This is a genomic window from Pseudomonas sp. CFBP13528, assembly GCF_005233615.1.
Classification (GTDB): Bacteria; Pseudomonadota; Gammaproteobacteria; order Pseudomonadales; family Pseudomonadaceae; genus Aquipseudomonas; species Aquipseudomonas fluorescens_AM.
In genome coordinates, this window is sequence record NZ_QGAJ01000003.1 from 92,949 (window position 1) to 114,642 (window position 21,694).

A 21,694-nucleotide genomic window follows, 5' to 3' on the forward strand; every position below is an offset into this window, starting at 1 on the left:
CAGACCACAATAGGAAATAGTGGCCCGTGATCTGGTCCGATCTTTCTATACTGGCCCTCCCAGGAGGGTACGTAGAGCGCCAAAATACGCCGGTTACGCTTAATCAAAACTCCCCAGTAATGTCAAACCGCACCTGACAAAGTGACCAGGACGATCTTTTCGCTATCCGAATCGAAGCCCTGCGCGAAAGTCTCGAGCACGGGCGATTTGATCCAGTACGGGGCGCGCGAGCGGTTTGTTAGCGGTTTTGAAGTCCATAACACCCATTACTTTGAGGTATCTGGAGACAGGTTTGGCTTTGTAGTGATCAAGCATCACCCGATGAACTCGTGCTCGACCACTTATACGTGAGGCCCAGCGCGCAAGGTTCAGGGATCGGCGCTGCCGTACTCACTCAGATTTTCAAAGCGGCGAATGCGGCTGCGCTCCCGCTTAAAGTAAGTGCCCTCAAAGAAAAAGTGCCTCCAACCGTTTTTACACCCGCCATGGCTTCCAGTTCGTCGAAAGCAGTGAGTTCGACAATTATTATTTCCGTCAGCACCTTACGACGGGCAACGCACCTTGCCAGCCCGGTTAAATGATTTGAATCCATCTCGCTCCTTCTAGACAATGCCCGCCTTTGGCTCGAAAGGATGCGTGCAATGAAGTTCGACGGGACTTTCCAATACATGGGTAGCCATGGGATCGTGTTCAACGTCTCGCAGATCACCCTCACCGACAGCGAACGCGGGCGCCTCAGCGAGTTGCATTTTGGCGAAGCGAAAAGCGCCCACTACGAGGTCAACCGCAAGGTCGTCGAGGTGTACGACAAGATGCTGGCCAAGAACCTGCCGTGCCTGATGATGATCGGCATCTCCAAGCCGCTGACCCGGCAACAGGGCGATGTGCTCAACGCCCAACGCACCAGAATCGCTAACCTCGCGGCCTCGGCCTTCGCTGGTGCCACCTCTTATGTCGCCTCCCCCTACGTGGGTGCCCCTGTCGGCGCCGGTGTGCGCATGTATGTGAACGAAACCCTGCCCACCTATCATGCAGGCGATGTACTGGTCGGCATCGAGGCGCAGGTGAATGGCGGCATCGGCCCGCAACGTACTGCCTCGACACTGATCATCAAGACCTGACGGGAGAAACACATGGCTGACATTACCCAGCTGGTCATTGCCCTGGTGCTGTTCTTTTTGCTCGACCGGTTTGTTAAGTCGTACCCGCTTCGCAAATGGCTCGGGGTGGTGCTGATAGCGATGGGTGCGGTCGGCTGCGTGGCTGCGAGCCAAATCCGCTTGTTTGGGCTTGACCTGGGGCTGCTGTCGATCTTTGCCGTCGCACTGGGGGTGGGGTTGTTCCTGAAGCGGCGGCGGTTCGAGCAGATGGGTTGAAGGGATGCAGGGATTCCAATCCTTGGCCAGAAGCCGCAGTAAAAAGGGCACGGATTCATTTGAAAATGGTTCCGTTCCCTTTCCGTTCTGGAAAATGGGGACAGATTTATTTACGTGTCAATCCAGCGCCCATTTACTGTATGCCACCGCGCCTCACGAAGGAGTGGGCAGTTTGCAGCCTAAGTGTGGACCCAGCCATCGCCTTGAGATCCAAGACCCTGTGAGACAACGATCTGGCAATTTCCAATAGTTGAACCCAGGGCTTACAAAAATCACCCACAAAAAAGCCCCAGGTCTTTCGGCCTGGGGCTTTTTCGTTCGTATATGGTGCACCCGGCGGGATTCGAACCCACGACCCCTGCCTTCGGAGGGCAGTACTCTATCCAGCTGAGCTACGGATGCTTGTGCGGGCGACATCATACCCATGTCGACCTTGGGCGTCCATGCCGGTCTTTGGGCCTTTAAGTGTAGGAGTCTGCCGTGCGCAGGCTCTGGGCCGGGTACCACCGATCAGTGCGGTGAAACCCAGCGCAACTACCCTGATCAGAAAACTCTGACAGATGCGTCGATTTTGTTCTTTTTTTCGAACATCCTATTGCCCTGTACCCCCATTGATCCTAGGATTCGTTTGAGATTTCAAACGCTCTGTCTCCCGCGTGCTCTTTCATTTCTCATGCGCGCTGGGGCTGATTTCCCTGACGGCAGCCCACCAGGCGCCTTTCAACAACTCTAATTTGCTCCGCGTGCGCGCGGTGCTGTTAAGGAAAGCCGACATGCAGCTCAAAGATACCCAGTTGTTCCGCCAACAAGCCTTTATCGATGGCGCTTGGGTCGATGCGGACAATGGTCAGACCATCAAGGTCAACAACCCGGCCACGGGCGAGATTCTCGGTACCGTGCCAAAGATGGGCGCTGCGGAAACCCGCCGTGCCATCGAAGCGGCCGACAAGGCTCTGCCGGCCTGGCGTGCACTCACCGCCAAGGAACGCGCCAACAAGCTGCGTCGTTGGTTCGAACTGCTGATCGAAAACCAGGACGACCTCGGCCGCCTGATGACTCTCGAACAAGGCAAGCCGCTGGCCGAAGCCAAGGGCGAAATCGTCTACGCCGCGTCCTTTATCGAGTGGTTTGCCGAAGAAGCCAAGCGCATCTACGGTGACGTGATTCCCGGCCACCAGCCCGACAAGCGCCTGATCGTGATCAAGCAGCCGATCGGCGTGACTGCTGCCATTACCCCGTGGAACTTCCCTGCGGCGATGATTACCCGTAAAGCCGGGCCGGCCCTGGCTGCCGGCTGCACCATGGTGATCAAGCCCGCGTCGCAAACCCCGTTTTCGGCCCTGGCCCTGGTCGAGCTGGCGCACCGCGCCGGTATCCCCAAAGGCGTGCTGAGCGTGGTCACCGGCAGCGCCGGCGATATCGGCGGCGAGCTGACCAGCAACCCGATCGTGCGTAAATTGTCCTTCACCGGCTCCACCGAGATCGGTCGCCAGCTGATGGCCGAATGCGCCAAGGACATCAAGAAGGTCTCCCTGGAACTGGGCGGCAACGCGCCGTTCATCGTGTTCGATGACGCCGACCTGGATAAGGCCGTCGAAGGCGCGATCATTTCCAAGTACCGCAACAACGGCCAAACCTGCGTGTGCGCCAACCGCCTGTATATCCAGGATTCGGTGTACGACGCGTTTGCCGAAAAACTCAAGGTGGCCGTGGCCAAGCTCAAGATCGGCAACGGTCTGGAGGAGGGCACCACCACTGGCCCGCTGATCGACGAAAAAGCCGTGGCCAAGGTCCAGGAGCACATTGCCGACGCCTTGAGCAAAGGCGCCAAGCTGCTGGCCGGCGGCAAGGCGATGGAAGGCAATTTCTTCGAGCCGACCATCCTCACCGACGTGCCGAAAAACGCCGCCGTGGCCAAGGAAGAAACCTTCGGCCCACTGGCGCCGTTGTTCCGTTTCAAAGACGAAGCCGACGTGATCGCGATGGCCAACGACACCGAGTTCGGCCTGGCCTCGTACTTCTATGCGCGTGACCTGGGCCGTGTGTTCCGCGTGGCTGAAGCGCTGGAATACGGCATGGTCGGCGTCAATACCGGGTTGATCTCCAACGAAGTGGCGCCGTTCGGCGGCATCAAGGCCTCGGGCCTGGGTCGTGAAGGGTCCAAGTACGGGATCGAGGACTACCTGGAAATCAAATACCTCTGCCTGGGCATCTGACCGGCACGCGATTGCAGCAAACGCAGAGGGCACGAGAGCGCTGTCCCTTTGCGTGTTTCACACCGTTATTCGCAGTGGCCGGGAAAGCTGTGGCAGTCGATCATCGCATGCTGCCGTAGTTGCCTCTCCGCCACCTATCCTTGAGCCACGCCGCCCGATGAGCGGCGAATGAGGACTTTATGAGCAAGACCAACGCATCCCTGATGAAACGCCGCGAAGCCGCTGTACCGCGCGGTGTCGGCCAGATTCACCCGATCTTCGCCGAATCGGCGAAGAACGCCACCGTGACCGACGTTGAAGGTCGCGAGTTCATCGACTTCGCCGGCGGTATCGCCGTGCTCAACACCGGCCACGTGCACCCGAAAATCATCGCGGCGGTGACCGAGCAACTGAACAAACTGACCCACACCTGCTTTCAGGTACTGGCTTACGAGCCCTATGTGGAAGTGTGCGAGAAAGTCGCGGCCAAGGTGCCAGGTGATTTCGCCAAGAAAACCCTGCTGGTCACCACCGGTTCCGAAGCGGTGGAAAACGCCGTGAAAATCGCCCGCGCCGCCACTGGCCGTGCTGGTGTGATCGCCTTCACCGGCGCTTACCACGGCCGCACCATGATGACCCTGGGCCTCACCGGCAAAGTCGTGCCGTACTCGGCCGGCATGGGCCTGATGCCGGGCGGCGTGTTCCGTGCGCTGTATCCGAACGAACTGCACGGTGTGAGCGACGACGACGCCATCGCCAGCATCGAGCGCATCTTCAAGAACGATGCCGAGCCGCGTGATATCGCTGCGATCATCATCGAGCCGGTGCAGGGCGAGGGCGGTTTCTACGTCGCGCCTAAATCGTTCATGAAGCGCCTGCGCGAACTGTGCGACAAGCACGGCATCCTGCTGATCGCCGACGAAGTGCAAACCGGTGCCGGCCGTACCGGCACGTTCTTCGCCATGGAACAGATGGGCGTTGCCGCCGACCTGACCACTTTTGCCAAATCCATCGCCGGCGGCTTCCCGCTGGCCGGTGTGTGCGGCAAGGCCGAGTACATGGACGCCATCGCCCCGGGCGGCCTGGGCGGCACCTATGCCGGCAGCCCGATCGCTTGCGCCGCCGCATTGGCGGTGATGGAAGTGTTCGAAGAAGAGCACCTGCTGGACCGCTGCAAGGCCGTCGGCGAGCGCCTGGTGACCGGCCTCAAGGCCATCCAGGCCAAATACCCGGTGATCGGCGAAGTGCGTGCCCTGGGCGCGATGATCGCGGTGGAGCTGTTTGAAGATGGCGACAGCCACAAGCCGAACGCCGCTGCCGTTGCCGCGGTGGTGGCCAAGGCGCGTGACAAGGGCCTGATCCTGCTGTCCTGTGGCACCTACGGCAATGTGTTGCGCGTACTGGTGCCGTTGACCTCGCCGGACGAGCAGTTGGACAAGGGCCTGGCAATCATTGAAGAGTGCTTTGCCGAGCTTTAAGCGCTGAACCCCTGTGGGAGGGGGCTTGCCCCCGATAGCGGTGTGTCAGTTGATGAATATATCGGCTGACCCACCGCCATCGGGAGCAAGCCCCCTCCCACATTTCGAACGGTGTCAGGCTGCAATCACGCGGTTCTTGCCCTGGCGCTTGGCCTCATACATCGCCGCATCGGCGCGACCGAACAGTCTGTCGAGCGTTGAGTCATCTTCGCGCAGGCTGGTCAAACCCTGGCTGACCGTCACGGTAAACCCGTGGCCTTCGACGCTGAAACTCAGCGCCTGGATTTCCCTGCCCAGCCGCTTGGCCACCTGCAGGGCCATCTCCGGGGCGCAGCCGGGCAGTACGGCGGCAAACTCTTCTCCACCGATACGCCCGAACAGGTCGCCACGGCGCAACACCCCACGCCCGCTTTCGGCGATACGTCGCAGCACCTGGTCGCCTTCCAGATGGCCGTAGGTGTCGTTGATGTCTTTGAAGTCATCGATGTCCAGCAGCAGGAACGCCAGCGGCGTGCCCTGCGCACAGGCGCTCTCAAAGGCCTGATTGGCGAGCTCGAAGAAGTGCCGGCGGTTGCTGCTCTGGGTCAGCACATCGGTGGTGGCCAGGCGATGCAGTTCCAGCTCCAGGTGCTTTTTTTCGGTAATGTCCTCGGCCATGCCCACGACGATCATCGGCTTGCCCGGCTCGGCCTGCTGGTTGATATAGCATTTGTCGCTGAGCCAGCGAATCTGCCCGTCGAGGGTGACGATGCGGTATTCGCGGTCTTCCACGGCGCCCTGGTCCAATACACGGGCCAGGCTGTGTTCGGCATAGTCGAGGTCTTCGGGGTGGATGCTGTTGCGCCACTCCCGATGGTCGGCCAGCAGCAAACCGGCGCTGCGGCCGAATATGCGTTCGTAGGCGGGGCTGACGTACAGCACGCGACGGGTTTCCCAATCGATGGCCCACAGCACGGCATTCACGCTCACCAGCAGCGAGCTGAGCAGATGCTCACGCTCACTCAGGCGCTCGACCTCACCCTGGGCATGCATCAGCGCCAACAGCGTCGACGCCGCCGCCGGGCGCGGTGGCTGGGCAGAGGACACATCAGGCGTGCAGGGCTTTTCGTGAACCATCGGAACAACTCTCTCTGGGCGCGCCGCAGGATGGAACAGCGGTCACTACAAGGGGTCACCATGATGGCGAAGTGTTCTTTGAGAGAGGGGAATTGCAGTGAAGTTCCGTGATCGGGCTGGATTGGCGGTGCCCGTAAAATGGCGTCAGAAAGCCAGTGTGCGGGAGGGCGAGCCCTCCCGCAGTCGTGTCAGACCCCTGCGGGGCGCAGTGAATAGGTCTTCAATTGATGGGCAAAATCGCGCAGGGATTGGATACCGCTGGCTTCGGCTTCGTGTACCCATTCCTTGATCGCCGCCAGCATGTCGTGGCCATTGGTGCTGGTCTTGAGCCAGATCTGCTGCAGCGCCAGACGCTTCTCGTAAATCACGCTCAGCGCTTGGCTGTGCTCCAGCATGCTTTGAATGCGCACGTGGTGGCGATCGCTCAGCAGGCTGGTTTCCCGCGACAGCAGACGCTTGGCGCGGTGGAACTGGTGGCGGACCGAGTGATCGACTTTCTCCAGCTCCTGCTTGACCAGCGGGCCGATCACCAATTTGCGGTATTGGGCCATGATCTGGAAGCGGTTGTTGAGGATCGCCATGGCGGTGTCCATGTCCAGGTGACCCTTGCCTTCGACGCGGTGGGCGATCGGCGCGACGCGCTGCACCTTGGCCAGGCGCAGGAAGCTGAACACCTTGATCCAGGCCCAGCCCAGGTCGAACTCCCATTTCTTGACCGACAACTTGGCCGAGTTGGGGTAGGTGTGGTGGTTGTTGTGCAGCTCTTCGCCCCCCACGATGATGCCCCACGGCACCAGGTTGGTCGCCGCATCGCGGCATTCGAAGTTGCGATAGCCCACGGCATGGCCCAGGCCGTTGATCACACCGGCGGCCCAGAATGGAATCCACATCATCTGGATCGCCCAGATGGTGATGCCGATGGTGCCGAACAGCAGCAGGTCGATCACGCCCATGAGCGCCACGCCCAGCAGCGGGAAGCGCGTGTAGAGGTTGCGTTCGATCCAGTCGTCCGGGCAGTTCTTGCCGTAGATGCGCAGGGTCTCGGGGTTTTCCGCCTCGGCGCGGTACAGCTCGGCGCCTTTGCGCAGCACGGTGGACAGGCCCTTGATCACCGGGCTGTGCGGGTCATCGACGGTTTCGCATTTGGCGTGGTGCTTGCGGTGGATAGCGGTCCACTCGCGGGTGTTCTGCGCCGTGGTCAGCCACAGCCAGAAGCGGAAGAAGTGTTTCAGGCCGGCATTGAGCTCGAGCGAGCGATGGGCTGAATAACGGTGCAGATAGACCGTGACCCCAATAATGGTCACGTGGGTCATCAACAGCGTGACTGCCACCAGTTGCCAGGCTGACAGGTCAAGAAAACCGTTGTACCACATAGGCTGTATGGCCCTCAGATAAAGTAAAGAACAGCTCATGCATTATCACTAAGCCTACAGAGAAAACCAGCCACCCTTTCAGATAGGAGTGACTGGATGTTTCTTATTCTATAATCCTCAGCCTTCGTAGGGCGATTCTGTTTTTTTGGTAAGGATTACTGACCATATGCTGTTTTCATACCGAGGAGCCCTACGTACGGGGCTGGTATACCTGCTGATTTCCATTGTATGGCTCAGGCTCAGCCACCACTTATTGATCAACTTTATCGATGAACCCCAGGCGTTGGCGCATTGGCTGCAACTGCGCGGCTATGTCTGGGTGGGCCTGAGCGCGCTGGCTATCTACGTGATGGGCGTGCGTTTCGCCCGGGCCCACCAGCTGCAATTGCCCATTAAGGAAAACCGTGAGCGCCTGCAACAAGCCGCTGCGGTCTTTGATTGCACCCGCGAAGGGGTGCTGGTCACCGATGCCCGGGGCCTGATCGTGCACGTCAATCGGGCATTCATGGAGATCACCGGCTATCGGCGCGAAGACGTCATGGGCAAGCCACCCAGCCTGTTCAAGTCCGGGCGCCATTCGTCGCGTTTTTATCAGCAGATGTTCCAGACCCTCGAACGCAGCGGTGAGTGGAGCGGCGAAATCTGGAACCGACGCCAGAGCGGAGAAGTTTACCCACAGTGGCAGACCATCCGCGTCATCCGCGATGAGCAAGGCCACATCAGCCACTATGTCGCGGTGTTTTCGGACATCAGCGCCATCAAGGACTCCGAACACGAACTGGCGCACCTGGCTCATCACGACCCGCTGACCGACCTGCCCAACCGTCTGCTGTTCACCGACCGCGCCGAGCAGGCGCTGGCCTCGGCACAAGTGCACAAACGTGGCTGTGCATTGCTGCTGCTGGACCTGGATCACTTCAAGATCATCAATGACAGCCTGGGCCACAATGTGGGCGATCAACTGCTCAAGCTGGTGGCCGTGCGTCTGACGGGGCTGTTCGGGCCTGGGGTGACCCTGGCGCGCCTGGGCGGCGACGAATTCGCCGTGCTGGCGGAGAGTTGCCCCCAGGTGATGCAGGCTGCGGCCCTGGCGCAGCGCATGCTCGATGCCATGAAGGAGCCGTTTGTGTTTGACGGCAACCAGCTGTTTATCAGCGCCAGCATCGGCATCAGCCTGTTCCCCAGCGATGCGCTGAGCGCCGAGCAGTTGTTGCGCAACGCCGACTCGGCCCTGTTCAAGGCCAAGCACGCGGGCCGTGAGGGCTACGCCTTGTACACCGAGGAACTGACGGCTCACGCGCAGAACCGTGTGGAAATCGCCAGCGAACTGCGTCGCGCCCTCGACCAGCAGGAGCTGCGCGTCTACTACCAGCCGGTGCACGGCCTGCAGGACAGCCGCCTGATTGGCGTCGAAGCGCTGGTGCGCTGGCAGCACCCGGAACGCGGCCTGGTGCCGCCGGGCGAATTTATCCCCATCGCCGAGCGCACCGGGTTGATCGCCGACATCGACGCCTGGGTGATGAACCAGGCCTGCCGCCAGATGTGCCAATGGCTGGCGGACGGCGCGCCGTTGGGGTTTATCGCGGTCAACGTGTCCAGCCGGCTGTTTGCCCGGCGCGAACTCTACGACCACGTGGGCCAGGTGCTTCACGATACAGGGCTGGATCCAGCCTTCCTTGAGCTGGAAGTCACCGAAAGCGCGGTGATGGACGACCCGGAAGTCGCCCTTGAACAACTGCACCGCCTGCGCGAGCTGGGTTTGCGCCTGGCCATCGACGACTTCGGCACTGGCTATTCCTCGCTGTTGCGCCTCAAGCGCCTGCCGGTGCAGAAACTCAAGATCGACCAGGGCTTTGTCGCCGGCTTGCCGTGGGATGAAGACGACGCCGCCATCGTGCGCGTGGTCATCGCCCTGGCCAAAAGCATGGGCATGCAGGTGCATGCCGAAGGGATCGAGCAGGTGGAGCAGGCCCGCTTCCTGCTGGACCAGGAATGCGACATGGGGCAGGGGTACTGGTTTGGAAAGCCGGTGCCGGCTGACGAGATCAATTGGGCACAAGCACCCGCCATCCGAGCTTGAAATGCAGTCCAGGTGTGGGAGGGGGCTTGCCCCCGATGGCAGTGGGTCAGCCAAGAGTCACTAACCTGACACACCGCTATCGGGGGCAAGCCCCCTCCCACATTGGAACTGCACAAGGCTTTATTTCAGTGCTGTGGTTCAAAACCCACGCGCAACCCCACGCCCCAGCAGAAAATTCTTTCTGGTTATATAAACATTCTTAAATAGTATTTTTAAGAATATCCCCGCTTATCTACTATCGCTCTCACGCCGCAAGCAGTGCCGCCACTGCCAGGCACTATTCATTTCAGGAGCGAGACCATGAGCGCATCTCTACGTAGCGTCGACGGCCAGGACGAAGCAGCCATTTTGCGTGAGATCCAGAGCGCCCTGCGCGATCTGCGGTTTGGCGCGGTGGAAATCACCGTACACAACGCTCAAGTGGTGCAGATCGAACGCAAGGAAAAATTCCGCCTGCAGAACCCGGGTAACAAACCCGCCTAAGAATAAGCCACGAGTAGGAGCGAGCTTGCTCGCGAAAAACGCCAACGATAACGCAGCGCATCAGGTTTAACGCGGTGCTCCTGGTTTTTTCGCGAGCAAGCTCGCTCCTGCAAGGTTGCGCCAACATAAGAATTTCAGGAGCTTCTATGTCGTCGATTCGCCGTTATGCCCTGGCCGCGCTGGCCAGTGCCGTGTTTGCCGGTACCGCCGTTGCCAAGGACTACGAGTTGCTCAACGTCTCCTACGACCCGACCCGTGAGCTGTACCAGGACTACAACGCTGAGTTCACCACCTTCTGGAAGCAGTCCCACCCGGGCGACAACGTCAAGATCCAGCAATCCCACGGTGGTTCGGGCAAGCAAGGTCGCGCGGTGATCGACGGCCTGCGCGCCGACGTAGTGACCCTGGCCCTGGCCGGTGACATCGACGAAATCGCCAAGCTGGGCAAGACCCTGCCGGAAAACTGGCAAACCCGCCTGCCGGACGCCAGCACCCCGTACACCTCGACCATCGTGTTCCTGGTGCGCAAGGGCAACCCCAAAGGCATCAAGGACTGGGGCGACCTGATCAAGAAAGACGTATCGGTGATCACGCCTAACCCGAAAACCTCCGGCGGTGCGCGCTGGAACTTCCTCGCCGCTTGGGCCTACGGCCTGAAGACCGGCGGCAGCGAAGCCAAGGCTCAGGAATACGTTCAAGCGTTGTTCAAGCACGTGCCGATCCTCGACACCGGCGCACGCGGTTCCACCATCACCTTCGTCAACAACGGTCAGGGCGACGTGCTGCTGGCCTGGGAAAACGAAGCGTTCCTGGCGCTCAAGGAAGACGGCGGCGCCGACAAGTTCGACATCGTCGTGCCGTCCCTGTCGATCCTCGCGGAGCCGCCGGTGGCCGTGGTCGACAAGAACGCCGAGAAAAAGGGCAATACCGAGATCGCTACCGAATACCTCAAGCACCTGTACAGCCCGGCTGGCCAGGAGATTGCGGCGAAAAACTTCTACCGCCCACGCGATGAGAAAGTCGCCGCCAAATACGCCCAACAGTTCCCTGAACTGGACCTGGTCACCATCGACAAAGACTTCGGCGGCTGGAAAACTGCCCAACCGAAATTCTTTAACGACGGTGGCGTGTTCGACCAGATCTACACGGCGCAGTAAGCCAAAGTACCTGTAGGAGCGAGCTTGCTCGCGAAGGTCGTCAACGATAACGCGTACATTCTGAATGAGCGCGGTGCCCTTGATTCTTTCGCGAGCAAGCTCGCTCCTACAGTGGTTTCTACCCTTTAACCAAGGACTCTTATGTCGCGTCGTATTTCCCCCGTCATACCCGGCTTCGGGCTGACGCTGGGCTACACCGTGGTGTACCTCAGCCTGATCGTACTCATCCCCCTGGCGGCGATGTTTGTACACGCCGCTCAACTCACCTGGGATCAGTTCTGGAACATCATCTCCGCACCCCGCGTGCTGGCGGCGTTGAAACTGAGCTTCAGCACCGCGTTGTACGCCGCGCTGATCAACGGCGTGATCGGCACGCTGCTGGCCTGGGTGTTGGTGCGCTACACCTTCCCCGGCCGCAAGATCATCGATGCGATGATCGACTTGCCGTTCGCCTTGCCCACCGCTGTGGCCGGTATCGCGCTGACCGCGCTGTATGCGCCCAACGGTCTGGTGGGCCAGTTCGCCGCCGACCTGGGCTTCAAGATCGCCTACACCCCGCTGGGCATTACCCTGGCGCTGACCTTCGTGACCTTGCCCTTCGTGGTGCGCACGGTGCAGCCGGTACTGGCCGATATCCCCCGGGAAGTCGAAGAAGCCGCCGCCTGCCTGGGCGCCAAGCCTTTGCAAGTGTTCCGCCACATCCTCGTGCCGGCCCTGTTGCCGGCCTGGCTGACCGGTTTCGCGCTGGCCTTCGCCCGTGGCGTCGGTGAGTACGGCTCGGTGATTTTCATCGCCGGCAACATGCCGATGAAAACCGAAATCCTGCCGTTGCTGATCATGGTCAAGCTCGACCAGTACGACTACCGCGGCGCCACCTCTATCGGTGTGCTGATGCTGGTGGTTTCCTTTGTCCTGCTGCTGCTGATCAACTTGTTGCAGCGGCGCATCGAACGTCCATAAGGAGGCGCGGAACATGTCCCAATCGTCTATCTCCGCCGCGTCCTCGGCCAACGCCGCCCGGCGTGGCAGCGCCACCTCGCGCCGTATCCTGATTGGCCTCGGCTGGCTGGTGTTCGCCCTGTTCCTGCTACTGCCGTTGTTGATCGTGGTGTCCCAGGGCCTGAAGAATGGCCTCGGCGCGTTCTTCACCGCGATCCTTGAACCGGACGCGCTGTCGGCGCTGAAACTCACGGTGATCGCCGTGGTGATCTCGGTGCCGCTCAACCTGGTGTTTGGCGTCAGCGCCGCGTGGTGCGTGAGCAAATATTCATTCCGTGGCAAAAGCATCCTGGTAACGCTGATCGACCTGCCGTTCTCGGTGTCCCCGGTGATCGCAGGCCTGGTCTACGTGCTGATGTTCGGCGCCCAGGGCTTTTTCGGCCCCTGGCTGCAGGAACATGACATCCAGATCGTGTTCGCCTTGCCCGGTATCGTGCTGGCGACCATCTTCGTCACCGTGCCGTTCGTGGCCCGTGAGCTGATCCCGCTGATGCAGGAGCAGGGCACCCAGGAAGAAGAAGCCGCGCGCCTGCTCGGGGCCAACGGCTGGCAGATGTTCTGGCATGTCACCGTACCGAACATCAAGTGGGGCCTGATCTACGGCGTGGTGCTCTGTACGGCGCGGGCCATGGGGGAGTTCGGCGCAGTGTCGGTGGTGTCCGGCCATATTCGCGGCGTGACCAACACGCTGCCGCTGCACGTCGAGATTCTCTACAACGAATACAACCACGTCGCCGCCTTTGCGGTGGCCAGCCTGTTGCTGATCCTGGCGCTCTTCATCCTGCTGCTCAAGCAGTGGAGCGAGAACCGAATCAACCGCCTGCGCAACAGCGCCGGTGAGGAATAAGTCATGTCGATCGAAGTCCGTAATGTCAGCAAGAACTTCAACGCCTTCAAGGCCCTGGACAGCATCAACCTGGATATCCAGAGTGGCGAGCTGGTGGCGTTGCTGGGCCCCTCCGGCTGCGGCAAGACCACCTTGCTGCGCATCATTGCAGGCCTGGAAACCCCGGACGCCGGCAGCATCGTGTTCCACGGCGAGGACGTCTCCGGTCACGATGTGCGTGATCGCAATGTGGGCTTTGTGTTCCAGCACTACGCGCTGTTCCGCCATATGACCGTGTTCGACAACGTTGCTTTCGGCCTGCGCATGAAGCCGAAAAACCAGCGCCCGACTGAAAGCCAGATCGCGAGCAAGGTTCACGAACTGCTGAACATGGTGCAGCTCGACTGGCTCTCCGATCGCTACCCGGAACAACTCTCCGGCGGCCAGCGCCAGCGTATCGCCCTGGCCCGGGCCCTGGCGGTGGAGCCCAAGGTGCTGCTGCTGGACGAGCCCTTCGGCGCCCTCGATGCCAAGGTGCGCAAAGAACTGCGGCGCTGGCTGGCGCGCTTGCACGAGGATATCAACCTGACCTCGGTGTTCGTGACCCATGACCAGGAGGAAGCCATGGAAGTCGCCGACCGTATCGTGGTGATGAACAAGGGCGTGATCGAGCAGATCGGTTCACCGGGCGACGTCTACGAAAACCCGGCCAGCGATTTTGTGTACCACTTTCTGGGTGACTCCAACCGCTTGCACCTGGGCGAGGACAAACACCTGCTGTTCCGCCCGCATGAGGTGTCGCTGTCGCGGCATGAGCTGGAGGATCACCACGCGGCTGAGGTGCGGGACATCCGGCCGCTGGGTGCGACTACTCGCGTGACCCTGAAGGTCGAAGGCCAGCCCGAGCTGATCGAAGCCGAAGTGGTGAAGGACCACGACAGCCTGACCGGCCTGGCCCGTGGCGAGACCCTGTTCTTCAAACCCAAGGTCTGGCAAAAAGCCTGAGCACGCCCCAGAACCCCATGTGAAAACGGGACCAATGTGGGAGGGGGCTTGCCCCCGATAGCGGTGTGTCAGTCACACATATTCTGACTGATCCACCGCGATCGGGAGCAAGCCCCCTCCCACATTTAGATTCCACTGGGCTTGAGATCGCGGCGCGCCACCGGGCCTGAGCGGTGCTCAATCTGCTGCTTCAGCGCCTGCCGCAACCCCAGCAGAAACGCCAACTCCGCCACCACAAACAACGGCCCCACAATCAGCCCCGACACATCATCCACAAACGCCGGCTTTCGGCCTTCGTAGTAATGCCCGACAAACTGAATCACCCAGCCCACCACAAACATCCCGATACCGCTGCTCAACCACACCATCGTGCTCTGCGCCGCCAGCACGTGCCCGGCCCATACCGACAAGCCCATCAACAGCGTCATCAACAATCCCAGGGCCAGTTCCAGGCGCAAGTAAAACCACGCCGAAAACAGCGCCAGCACTACCGCCGGAGAAACCCACAGCGCGCCCGCCGCCCATTCGGGACGTGACAGCAGCACGGCGACCGCCACCACGATCAAGGGAATGCCGATGAAATGACTGGCGATATTGCGTGGGTCGCGGTGGTAGGCGGCGTATTGACTGAGGCGGTCGACGAGGCTTTTCATTGTTGTTCCTCCTGTAGGATGTTTGATCATGCCCTGTCAGTCGGCGCCTAACTGTCAACTGGGCGACAATCTTCGGAGTTCCCATGGACACAGGCAAATGGCACGCGCATCTGCTCAGCGGCCACTGGTTTGGCCATCTGCCAGCAGACTTGCAGCATAGCCTGCTGGCGGCGGCGCGGGTGCGCGCGCTGACGGCGGGGCAGTTTCTGTTCAAGCGCGGCGATCCGCCGTGTGGCCTGTATGCGGTGCTGGAAGGGGCGGTGCGCATCAGCGCGGTGAATGCCCAGGGCAAGGAGGCGGTGCTGAGCCTGGTGGAGACGCCTTACTGGTTCGGCGAGATCTGCCTGTTCGACAACCTGCCGCGCACCCACGATGCGCTCGCCACGGGCCCTTGCACGCTGGCGCAGGTGCCGCAGGCGGCGATGCTCGGCATGCTCGAGCGGCATCCGGCGTATTGGCGCGATGTGGCCCTGTTGATGAGCCACAAGCTGCGCCTGTCGTTGATCAATATCGAACAGATGAGCCTGATGCCCGCGTCGGCGCGGCTGGCCCATCGGCTGCTGATGATTGCTCAAGGCTACGGTGAGCGAACGCAAGCACGCCGGGTGTTGCAACTGCCGCAGGAGGACCTGGCGGCGATGCTCGGCCTGTCGCGCCAGACCACCAACAGCCTGCTCAGGGCGCTGGAGCAACAGGGCGTCCTTGGCCTGAGCTACGGGGCCATCGAGATTCTCGACCTCAATGGCCTGCGGCTGGCTGCCGGCCTATGAACCGCGATAGGTGGAGAAGCCGTAAGGGCTGAGCAGCAGCGGGATGTGGTAGTGCTGGTCGGCCTGCTTGACCTGGAAAATCACCGGCACTTCGGGGAAGAAGGTTTCGCGGTTGGCTTTCTTGTAATAGTCGCCAGTCTTGAACACCACGCGGTACTCGCCCGGTTTCATGCTGCGATCAGCGGGAAACAGTTCGGCGATGCGCCCCTGTTCATTGGTCACGCCCCGGGACAGCGATTGCCATTGGTCGCCCACGTGTTCTTCCAGGGTGACGTTGACGCCGGCGCTGGGCAGGCCGTTTTCCAGGTTGAGCACATGCACGCTCAGCGGGTTGCCGGCGGCCATGGCCAGGGTGCACAGGCCGCTCAGGCTGAGGGCGGCGAGGGTCATGCTGAGGGTTTTCATCGAGAATTCCTTTTTGACAGGGGTGGAATCAAGGGGTGATTTTCAGGCCCAGTTGCTCGGCCGCCTGTACCGCGCAGGCTTCGTCCTGCGCGGCGCCGCCGGCACCGGCAATGCCCAGCGCGCCGACCAGCTCGGCGTCGGCAAACAGCGGCACGCCACCGCCGAGCAACAGCAACTCGGGCAAGCTGTTAAGGTTGGCGGCCTCGGGGTTGTTGCGCGCGCGCTCGGCGAACAGTCGGGTCGGGGTTTTGCTCGACAACGCCGTGTAGGCCTTGCGCTGGCTGGCGAGGCTGTTGTGTGGGCCGACGCCGTCGGCGCGCAGGCTCAGCAACAGGTTGCCGCCACGGTCGAGTACGGTCAGCGCGGCGGTGCAGTGCGCCAGGCCGGCATCGGCCAATTGGCGCGCGGTACGCAGATCCAGCTCGGCGTGGCGTGGCAGTTGCGGCGTGGCCTGGGCGGCAGTCGCCACGGCGAGGCTCAGGAACAAGGCAGTGCGAAACATGGTGAGGGCTCCAGATGGCAGGCCGTCACGGTAGCCAGTGGACGTGGTCAAAAGCCGCACAATTTGATGACAGGTTTGTAATCAAACCCAGAGGTAAGGCATGCAGGTGTTGTTAGTGGAAGACCAGCCGCAACTGGCGCAACGCATGGCCCAGGGCCTGAGCGAAGCCGGTTTCGGCGTGGAAGTCGCGGCCAACGGCATGGCGGCGCAGCGCTTTGTGGAAAGCACCGAGTACGACCTGGTGATCCTGGACGTGATGCTGCCGGGCCTGAATGCGTGGAAGTTGCAGCAGGCGATTCGCCAGCGAGGAGAAACGCCCGTGCTGTTCCTGACCACACCGGATGGCATTGAAGATCGGCTGCGAGGGTTGGAATTGCATGAGGATGATTACTTGCTCAAGCCGTTTGACGCCAAGGCGTTGGTGGCGCGGGTGAGGAAATTGTTGCGGCGTGATCGGGGGCGGTGATTGCCAGTGACACCGCTATCGGGGGCAAGCCCCCTCCCACATTTGAACTGTGAATACCTTCAAGTGTGGGAGGGGGCTTGCCCCCGATGAGGCCCTCAAAAACACCCCCATTCACCTAGCGCAACCCCTCCCTGAACTGCCCCGGCGTCATCCCCGTCCAGCGCTTGAACGCCCGGTTGAAACTGCTGGTATCGGCAAACCCCAGCAAATGACTGATCTCGGCCAATGAACACTGCGGGTCGCGCAGGTGCAACAGCGCCAGGTTCTGCCGGCATTCATTGAGCAACGCATCAAACCGACACCCTTCATCCGCCAGGTGCCGCTGCAGGCTGCGCAGACTCAAATGCAACGCCTGGGCGATCCGCTCCGCGCCGGGTTCGCCGTCGGGCAGTTGCGCCTCGATGGCGGCGCGCACCTTGCGCTCCCAGGTTAGCGGTTGCAGTTGCGCCAGGGTGCGCTTGAGCACGGTTTCATTGTGTTCGGCCAACTCCGGGTTGGCATCGTCCAGGTGGCTGTCGAAGTCGCGGGCGGCGAACTCCAGGCGGTCTTCCTCGGCGCCAAAGAATACCGGTGCGCGAAACACCCTGTGCCAGGGCGCGGGGTCGGCCGGCGCCGGGCGCCGCAGGTAAACCGCCAGCGGTGCGTAGTCGCGCCCCAGGCGATTGCGGCAGGTACGCACATAGATCGCCGCAAATGCATCGATGGCTTCCAGCGCCGGTGCCGGGCTGCCTTCGGGTTGCAGCAGGCGAAAACGGTAGCAGTCGCCGTGTCGGCTCAACTCCAGGCTCAGCGCATCACTGACCACCTGGTGATAGCGCACGATTCGTTCGAACACTTCGCGCAAACTGCCGCTGGCCACCAGCGCATAACCCAACGCATGAAAGGTCGTGGGGCTGACAAACCGCGACACCCGCAAACCAATCGCCGGATCGCCACTGGCCTGCACCGCCAGTGCCCACAGGCGTGTGGTGGCCGACAACGGGTAGCGTGCGTTCGGGTCGTCCATCAGCAGCGGGTCGAGCCCGGCCTCAAGGCACAGCGCGGCGCTGTCCAGGCCCAGGGCATCGAGTTGTTTGCGCAGGGCGCGGGTCCAGCTGGCGAGGGAGGTGGGTTCAGTCATGGCGATTGGCGCTTGCGGTCAACAGGTTGGCGTGCGGAGCTAGCGGCCTGCGCCAGGGTTGGGTGCAGGATGCAGGCATCACTCCACAAGAGAATGGAAGCATGGACGGTACTTGTGCAAGTCCCCAGCAGATGAACGCGCAACAGCGTTCGGCGCATATCCGCGAGGTGGTGCTGGCCGAGGGCGCGCGCCTGCGCCGACGGCACCCCTGGCTGCTGCATCAGGATGCGCTGGGCGCGGGCATCCTGGCGCTCGCGTTGGTCGGCATGATCGGTTCGGCGGCGCTCTATATCAGCGGTCACATGGCCTGGTGGGTGTGCCTGCTGCTCAATGCCTTCTTCGCCTCACTCACCCATGAGCTGGAGCACGACCTGATCCACAGCATGTACTTTCGCAAGCAGCGCGTGCCCCACAACCTGATGATGGGCCTGGTGTGGCTGGCGCGGCCGAGCACGATCAACCCGTGGATTCGCCGGCACCTGCACCTCAATCATCACAAGGTCTCCGGCACCGAGGCCGATATGGAAGAGCGTGCGATCACCAACGGCGAGCCCTGGGGCATCGCGCGGTTGCTGATGGTGGGGGACAACATGATGTCGGCCATGATCCGCCTGCTGCGCGCCAGGACCTGGCCGCACAAGTTCAGCATCCTCAAGCGCGTGTTGCTGGTGTACGCACCGCTGGCGCTGCTGCATTGGGGCGCGTGGTACATCTTCCTCGGCTTTCATGCCGCCAACGGCATCGCCGGCCTGGTGGGCGCGCCTATCGACTGGTCAGCCGGGACGCTGCAGATGATGCAGGTGATCGATATCGCGGCGGTGGTGATCATCGGCCCCAACGTGCTGCGCACCTTTTGCCTGCACTTCGTCAGCTCCAACATGCATTACTACGGCGATGTGGAACCGGGCAATGTGATCCAGCAGACCCAGGTGCTCAACCCCTGGTGGATGTGGCCGTTGCAGGCGTTTTGTTTCAATTTCGGCAGCACCCACGGCATCCACCATTTTGTGGTGAAGGAGCCGTTCTATATCCGCCAGATGACGGTCAGGGTGGCGCATAAGGTCATGGCCGAGATGGGCGTGCGCTTCAATGATTTCGGCACCTTTGCGCGGGCCAATCGGTTTGAACGCGAGGAGCAACCGGACAGCGAACTCGCGTTCAGCAAGCAATGAATGCCAGCGGCAGGTCGCGGATCTGTTCGCGCACCGGCGGCTGGTAGTGATCGTCGCTGATCAGTTCATGCAGCAGTTCTTCGCGCAATTGGTGGAATTCAAAGCTGCTGCGCTGGCGCGGGTGGGGCAGGGCGATCTCGACCACCTGCTTGATCCGCCCGGGCCGGGGCTCCATCACCACCACGCGGTCGGCGAGGAAGATCGCCTCTTCCACATCGTGGGTCACCAGCACCGTGGTGATTTTGGCGCGGGCGCGAATCGCCAGCAGTTCGTCCTGCATCTGCTGGCGGGTCAGCGCATCCAGTGCGCCGAACGGCTCGTCCAGCAGCAGAATCCGTGGGCTGGCCACCAGGCCACGGGCGATCGCTACCCGTTGCGCCATACCGCCGGACAGTTGGTGGGGATAGGCGCGGGTGAAGTCGGCGAGGCCCACCAGTTCGATAAAGTCGCCAATGCGTCGGCTGCGCTCGGCCTCGCTCAAGGGCTCATTGACCAGGCCCAGGCCGATGTTCTGCGCCACCGTCAGCCAGGGGAACAAGCGGTGTTCCTGGAACACGATGCCGCGTTCGCTGCCGATGCCGCTCACGGCTTTGCCATCGACCTGAATCTGCCCGCGAAACTGCGTATCCAGCCCCACCAGCAAGCGTAAAAGCGTGGACTTGCCGCAGCCGCTCGAACCGACAATCGCCACAAATTCGCCCTCGGCAATCTCCAGGTTGAATTCGCGGATGGCTTCCAGCTCGACGCCATCCACATCGAAGGACTTGCCCACATGGTTGAAGCTGACAATCGGTGCGTTCATGCGTGTCTCCAGCCGGTGACGCGGCTTTCAAGGCGTTGGCCGATAAGGTTGAGGGTGGCGCCGGTGAGGCCGACCAGCAGCATGCCGCTCATGATCAAATCCATGCGCAGCAACTGCTGGGCGCCGATCATGAGGCTGCCGATGCCGCCATTGGACGGCATGAAGTATTCCGCGCCGATGGTGCCCAGCCAGGCGTAGATCAGGCTCAGGCGCAGCCCGGCGAAAATGCCCGGTGCCGCGCCCGGCAGTATCAGGCGGCGCAGCCGTTGGAACAGGTTCAGGCGCAGCACCTGCGCGGCTTCGTTCAGTTGCGGTGACAGGTTCAACACGCTGCGCTGGGTGGCGATAAACAGCGGGAAAAACGCCGCCAGGCCAATGAACACCCACTTGGCCAATTCCCCCAGGCCAAACCAGGCCGTGAGCAACGGCACCCAGGCAAAGATTGCGATCTGGCGCAAAGCCGCCAGGGTAGGGCCGAGCACCCGCTCGCTGCGCGGTGACAAGCCCAGCCATAAGCCGATGGCAAACCCCAGGCTGGCGCCCAATGCCAGGCCACCCAGGGTGCGCCCCAGGCTTTTGCCCAGCGCGCCCGACAGCGTGCCATCCACGACGCCCGTGGCGGTGGTCTGCAGCACAGTCCATGGGCTCACCAGGATATTCGCGTCGACCCAGCCCTGCTGCGTCGCCACTTGCCACAGCGCCAGCAACCCCAGCGGCAGCAGCCACGGCTGCAGGCGCTGCCAGCCCTGGTAACGCGGGCCGCGCCGGATGTGCGCGGTGGCCGGATGCGGCCAGTGCACCCATTTGCGGTCCAGCCAGCCGACGCCACGGTCCATCACCACGCCCAGCACGCCGATGACCACGATGCACACAAAGACAATATCGAGCATGAACAACTGGCGTGCCCACACCATCAGGTAGCCGATGCCTTCACTGGAGGCCAGCAACTCCACCGCCAGCAGCGACGTCCAACCGGCCGCCAGGGCCAGGCGCACACCGGCCATGAACGCCGGCAGTGCGGCGGGCAGGATCAGTCGGCGAATCAGCAGGTGGGTGGGCAGGCGCAGCACGCGCGCGGCCTCACGCAACTGCGGCTGGGCATCGCGCACGCCGACCAGCGTATGCAAGGTCACGGGTACCACGATGGCCTTGACCAGCACCACCAGTTTCAGGGTTTCGCCGATGCCGAAAAACACCATGAACAACGGGATCCACGCCAGGGTCGGCACTTGCGCCAGCGCGCTGAACGTGGGAAACACCAGGCGCTCGGCGCGCGCACTGAAGCCCAGCCAGGCGCCCAGCAACGCACCGGCGCCGATTCCCGCCAGCAAGCCCCAGAACAAGCGCTGCACACTGATCGCCAGATGGCTCCATAGCTCGCCGCCCGCCAATTCCACGGCGCTGCTCCACACCAGTGCAGGCGGCGGCAGGATTTGTTCGCTCATCCACTGATGACGGCTGGCCAGCCACCACAAGGTTAATAGCGTCAGCGGTAACAGCCAGGGGCTGAGCGCCGGCCAACGCAGTGTGGGGGTGGTCAGAGGCGGGCTTAACCGTGCGGTCCGGGCCATCGGGGACCTTCCTTTCGTTATGTGATTCCGATCTTATAAAAACGTAATAAAGATGATTGTGCGATAAGAGAGTCCATTTAAAGCCCGTGCCCGGCACGCATCCAATGCATTCGGAGAATATTTTCGATGCTGTTTATGCATAGCC

21 protein-coding genes, 1 tRNA gene and 1 pseudogene are annotated in these 21,694 nt (G+C 61.7%); 14 read left to right on the plus strand and 9 right to left on the minus strand.

What is annotated here, in order from left to right; all coding sequences use genetic code 11:
- Positions 1–164: 164 nt before the first annotated feature.
- The 3 genes and pseudogenes from PspCFBP13528_RS07080 to PspCFBP13528_RS07090 all read left to right on the plus strand — a co-directional run bounded on the left by PspCFBP13528_RS07080 (position 165) and on the right by PspCFBP13528_RS07090 (position 1,376).
- Positions 165–577: pseudogene (locus PspCFBP13528_RS07080) on the plus strand (GNAT family N-acetyltransferase).
- Between the two features lie 64 nt (positions 578–641).
- Complete coding sequence (locus PspCFBP13528_RS07085; protein WP_137199889.1) at positions 642–1,121, plus strand: hypothetical protein; 480 nt, start codon at positions 642–644, stop codon at positions 1,119–1,121.
- 12 nt (positions 1,122–1,133) lie between these two features.
- The gene (locus tag PspCFBP13528_RS07090; protein ID WP_137199890.1) at positions 1,134–1,376 is read left to right on the plus strand and encodes a hypothetical protein; all 243 of its coding nucleotides are present in this window, start codon (positions 1,134–1,136) and stop codon (positions 1,374–1,376) included.
- A 325-nt stretch (positions 1,377–1,701) separates the two neighbouring features.
- Here PspCFBP13528_RS07090 and PspCFBP13528_RS07095 read toward each other — a convergent pair.
- Positions 1,702–1,778, minus strand: a tRNA-Arg gene (locus tag PspCFBP13528_RS07095).
- A gap of 371 nt (positions 1,779–2,149) precedes the next feature.
- Between PspCFBP13528_RS07095 and gabD the strand changes: the two genes are divergently transcribed.
- Positions 2,150–3,592 carry an NADP-dependent succinate-semialdehyde dehydrogenase gene (gene gabD, locus PspCFBP13528_RS07100; protein ID WP_057725341.1) on the plus strand — a complete coding sequence of 481 codons (1,443 nt, stop codon included), beginning with the start codon at positions 2,150–2,152 and terminating at the stop codon, positions 3,590–3,592.
- A gap of 179 nt (positions 3,593–3,771) precedes the next feature.
- Positions 3,772–5,049: a 4-aminobutyrate--2-oxoglutarate transaminase gene (gene gabT, locus PspCFBP13528_RS07105; RefSeq protein WP_065949967.1), complete on the plus strand. Its 1,278-nt coding sequence runs from the start codon at positions 3,772–3,774 to the stop codon at positions 5,047–5,049.
- Positions 5,050–5,163: 114 nt separating this feature from the next.
- Here the strand turns inward: gabT and PspCFBP13528_RS07110 are convergent, their stop codons facing one another.
- Complete coding sequence (locus PspCFBP13528_RS07110; RefSeq protein ID WP_137199891.1) at positions 5,164–6,165, minus strand: sensor domain-containing diguanylate cyclase; 1,002 nt, start codon at positions 6,163–6,165, stop codon at positions 5,164–5,166.
- 188 nt (positions 6,166–6,353) lie between these two features.
- Positions 6,354–7,538 (minus strand): delta-9 fatty acid desaturase DesA, encoded by a 1,185-nt coding sequence (gene desA, locus PspCFBP13528_RS07115; protein ID WP_057725344.1) that lies wholly within the window; start codon positions 7,536–7,538, stop codon positions 6,354–6,356.
- 166 nt (positions 7,539–7,704) lie between these two features.
- On the opposite strand from desA, the gene dibA reads away from it, so the two are divergent.
- The 6 genes from dibA to PspCFBP13528_RS07145 all read left to right on the plus strand — a co-directional run bounded on the left by dibA (position 7,705) and on the right by PspCFBP13528_RS07145 (position 14,088).
- Positions 7,705–9,618, plus strand: coding sequence for a phosphodiesterase DibA (gene dibA / locus PspCFBP13528_RS07120; protein WP_137199892.1), 1,914 nt, complete (start codon positions 7,705–7,707; stop codon positions 9,616–9,618).
- A 300-nt stretch (positions 9,619–9,918) separates the two neighbouring features.
- On the plus strand, positions 9,919–10,101 hold the full coding sequence (gene oscA, locus PspCFBP13528_RS07125; protein ID WP_010565387.1) for a sulfur starvation response protein OscA: 183 nt from the start codon (positions 9,919–9,921) through the stop codon (positions 10,099–10,101).
- 146 nt (positions 10,102–10,247) lie between these two features.
- Positions 10,248–11,258 (plus strand): sulfate ABC transporter substrate-binding protein, encoded by a 1,011-nt coding sequence (locus PspCFBP13528_RS07130; protein WP_137199893.1) that lies wholly within the window; start codon positions 10,248–10,250, stop codon positions 11,256–11,258.
- Positions 11,259–11,399: 141 nt separating this feature from the next.
- Positions 11,400–12,218 carry a sulfate ABC transporter permease subunit CysT gene (gene cysT, locus PspCFBP13528_RS07135; protein WP_065949976.1) on the plus strand — a complete coding sequence of 273 codons (819 nt, stop codon included), beginning with the start codon at positions 11,400–11,402 and terminating at the stop codon, positions 12,216–12,218.
- A gap of 13 nt (positions 12,219–12,231) precedes the next feature.
- A complete protein-coding gene (gene cysW / locus PspCFBP13528_RS07140; RefSeq protein ID WP_101219760.1) occupies positions 12,232–13,104 on the plus strand; it encodes a sulfate ABC transporter permease subunit CysW in 873 nt (290 codons plus the stop codon).
- A gap of 3 nt (positions 13,105–13,107) precedes the next feature.
- On the plus strand, positions 13,108–14,088 hold the full coding sequence (locus tag PspCFBP13528_RS07145; RefSeq protein ID WP_065949978.1) for a sulfate ABC transporter ATP-binding protein: 981 nt from the start codon (positions 13,108–13,110) through the stop codon (positions 14,086–14,088).
- Positions 14,089–14,213: 125 nt separating this feature from the next.
- On the opposite strand, the gene PspCFBP13528_RS07150 is transcribed toward PspCFBP13528_RS07145, so the two are convergent.
- Entirely contained in the window at positions 14,214–14,741 is a 528-nt protein-coding gene (locus tag PspCFBP13528_RS07150; protein ID WP_137199894.1) for an Mpo1-like protein, read from the minus strand.
- A gap of 83 nt (positions 14,742–14,824) precedes the next feature.
- On the opposite strand from PspCFBP13528_RS07150, the gene PspCFBP13528_RS07155 reads away from it, so the two are divergent.
- Positions 14,825–15,511, plus strand: a complete 687-nt coding sequence (locus PspCFBP13528_RS07155) for a Crp/Fnr family transcriptional regulator (RefSeq protein WP_137199895.1) — start codon at positions 14,825–14,827, stop codon at positions 15,509–15,511.
- Here PspCFBP13528_RS07155 and uraH read toward each other — a convergent pair.
- Together uraH and PspCFBP13528_RS07165 are read right to left on the minus strand one after the other, a co-directional pair.
- The gene (gene uraH / locus PspCFBP13528_RS07160; RefSeq protein WP_065949981.1) at positions 15,506–15,916 is read right to left on the minus strand and encodes a hydroxyisourate hydrolase; all 411 of its coding nucleotides are present in this window, start codon (positions 15,914–15,916) and stop codon (positions 15,506–15,508) included. The genes PspCFBP13528_RS07155 and uraH overlap by 6 nt on opposite strands.
- A 28-nt stretch (positions 15,917–15,944) precedes the next feature.
- Positions 15,945–16,418, minus strand: a complete 474-nt coding sequence (locus tag PspCFBP13528_RS07165; protein WP_057725353.1) for a heme-binding protein — start codon at positions 16,416–16,418, stop codon at positions 15,945–15,947.
- Positions 16,419–16,518: 100 nt separating this feature from the next.
- Here PspCFBP13528_RS07165 and PspCFBP13528_RS07170 point away from each other — a divergent pair, with 100 nt between their 5' ends.
- Positions 16,519–16,884, plus strand: a complete 366-nt coding sequence (locus PspCFBP13528_RS07170) for a response regulator (RefSeq protein ID WP_065949982.1) — start codon at positions 16,519–16,521, stop codon at positions 16,882–16,884.
- A 115-nt stretch (positions 16,885–16,999) separates the two neighbouring features.
- Here the strand turns inward: PspCFBP13528_RS07170 and PspCFBP13528_RS07175 are convergent, their stop codons facing one another.
- Positions 17,000–18,004, minus strand: a complete 1,005-nt coding sequence (locus tag PspCFBP13528_RS07175; protein WP_137199896.1) for an AraC family transcriptional regulator — start codon at positions 18,002–18,004, stop codon at positions 17,000–17,002.
- 101 nt (positions 18,005–18,105) lie between these two features.
- On the opposite strand from PspCFBP13528_RS07175, the gene PspCFBP13528_RS07180 reads away from it, so the two are divergent.
- Positions 18,106–19,176, plus strand: coding sequence for a fatty acid desaturase (locus PspCFBP13528_RS07180; RefSeq protein ID WP_137199897.1), 1,071 nt, complete (start codon positions 18,106–18,108; stop codon positions 19,174–19,176).
- Here PspCFBP13528_RS07180 and PspCFBP13528_RS07185 read toward each other — a convergent pair.
- Positions 19,163–19,978 (minus strand): ABC transporter ATP-binding protein, encoded by an 816-nt coding sequence (locus tag PspCFBP13528_RS07185; protein WP_137199898.1) that lies wholly within the window; start codon positions 19,976–19,978, stop codon positions 19,163–19,165. The genes PspCFBP13528_RS07180 and PspCFBP13528_RS07185 overlap by 14 nt on opposite strands.
- Positions 19,975–21,549, minus strand: coding sequence for an ABC transporter permease (locus PspCFBP13528_RS07190; RefSeq protein WP_137199899.1), 1,575 nt, complete (start codon positions 21,547–21,549; stop codon positions 19,975–19,977). Before PspCFBP13528_RS07190 ends, PspCFBP13528_RS07185 begins: the two co-directional genes overlap by 4 nt.
- Positions 21,550–21,694 lie beyond the last annotated feature (145 nt).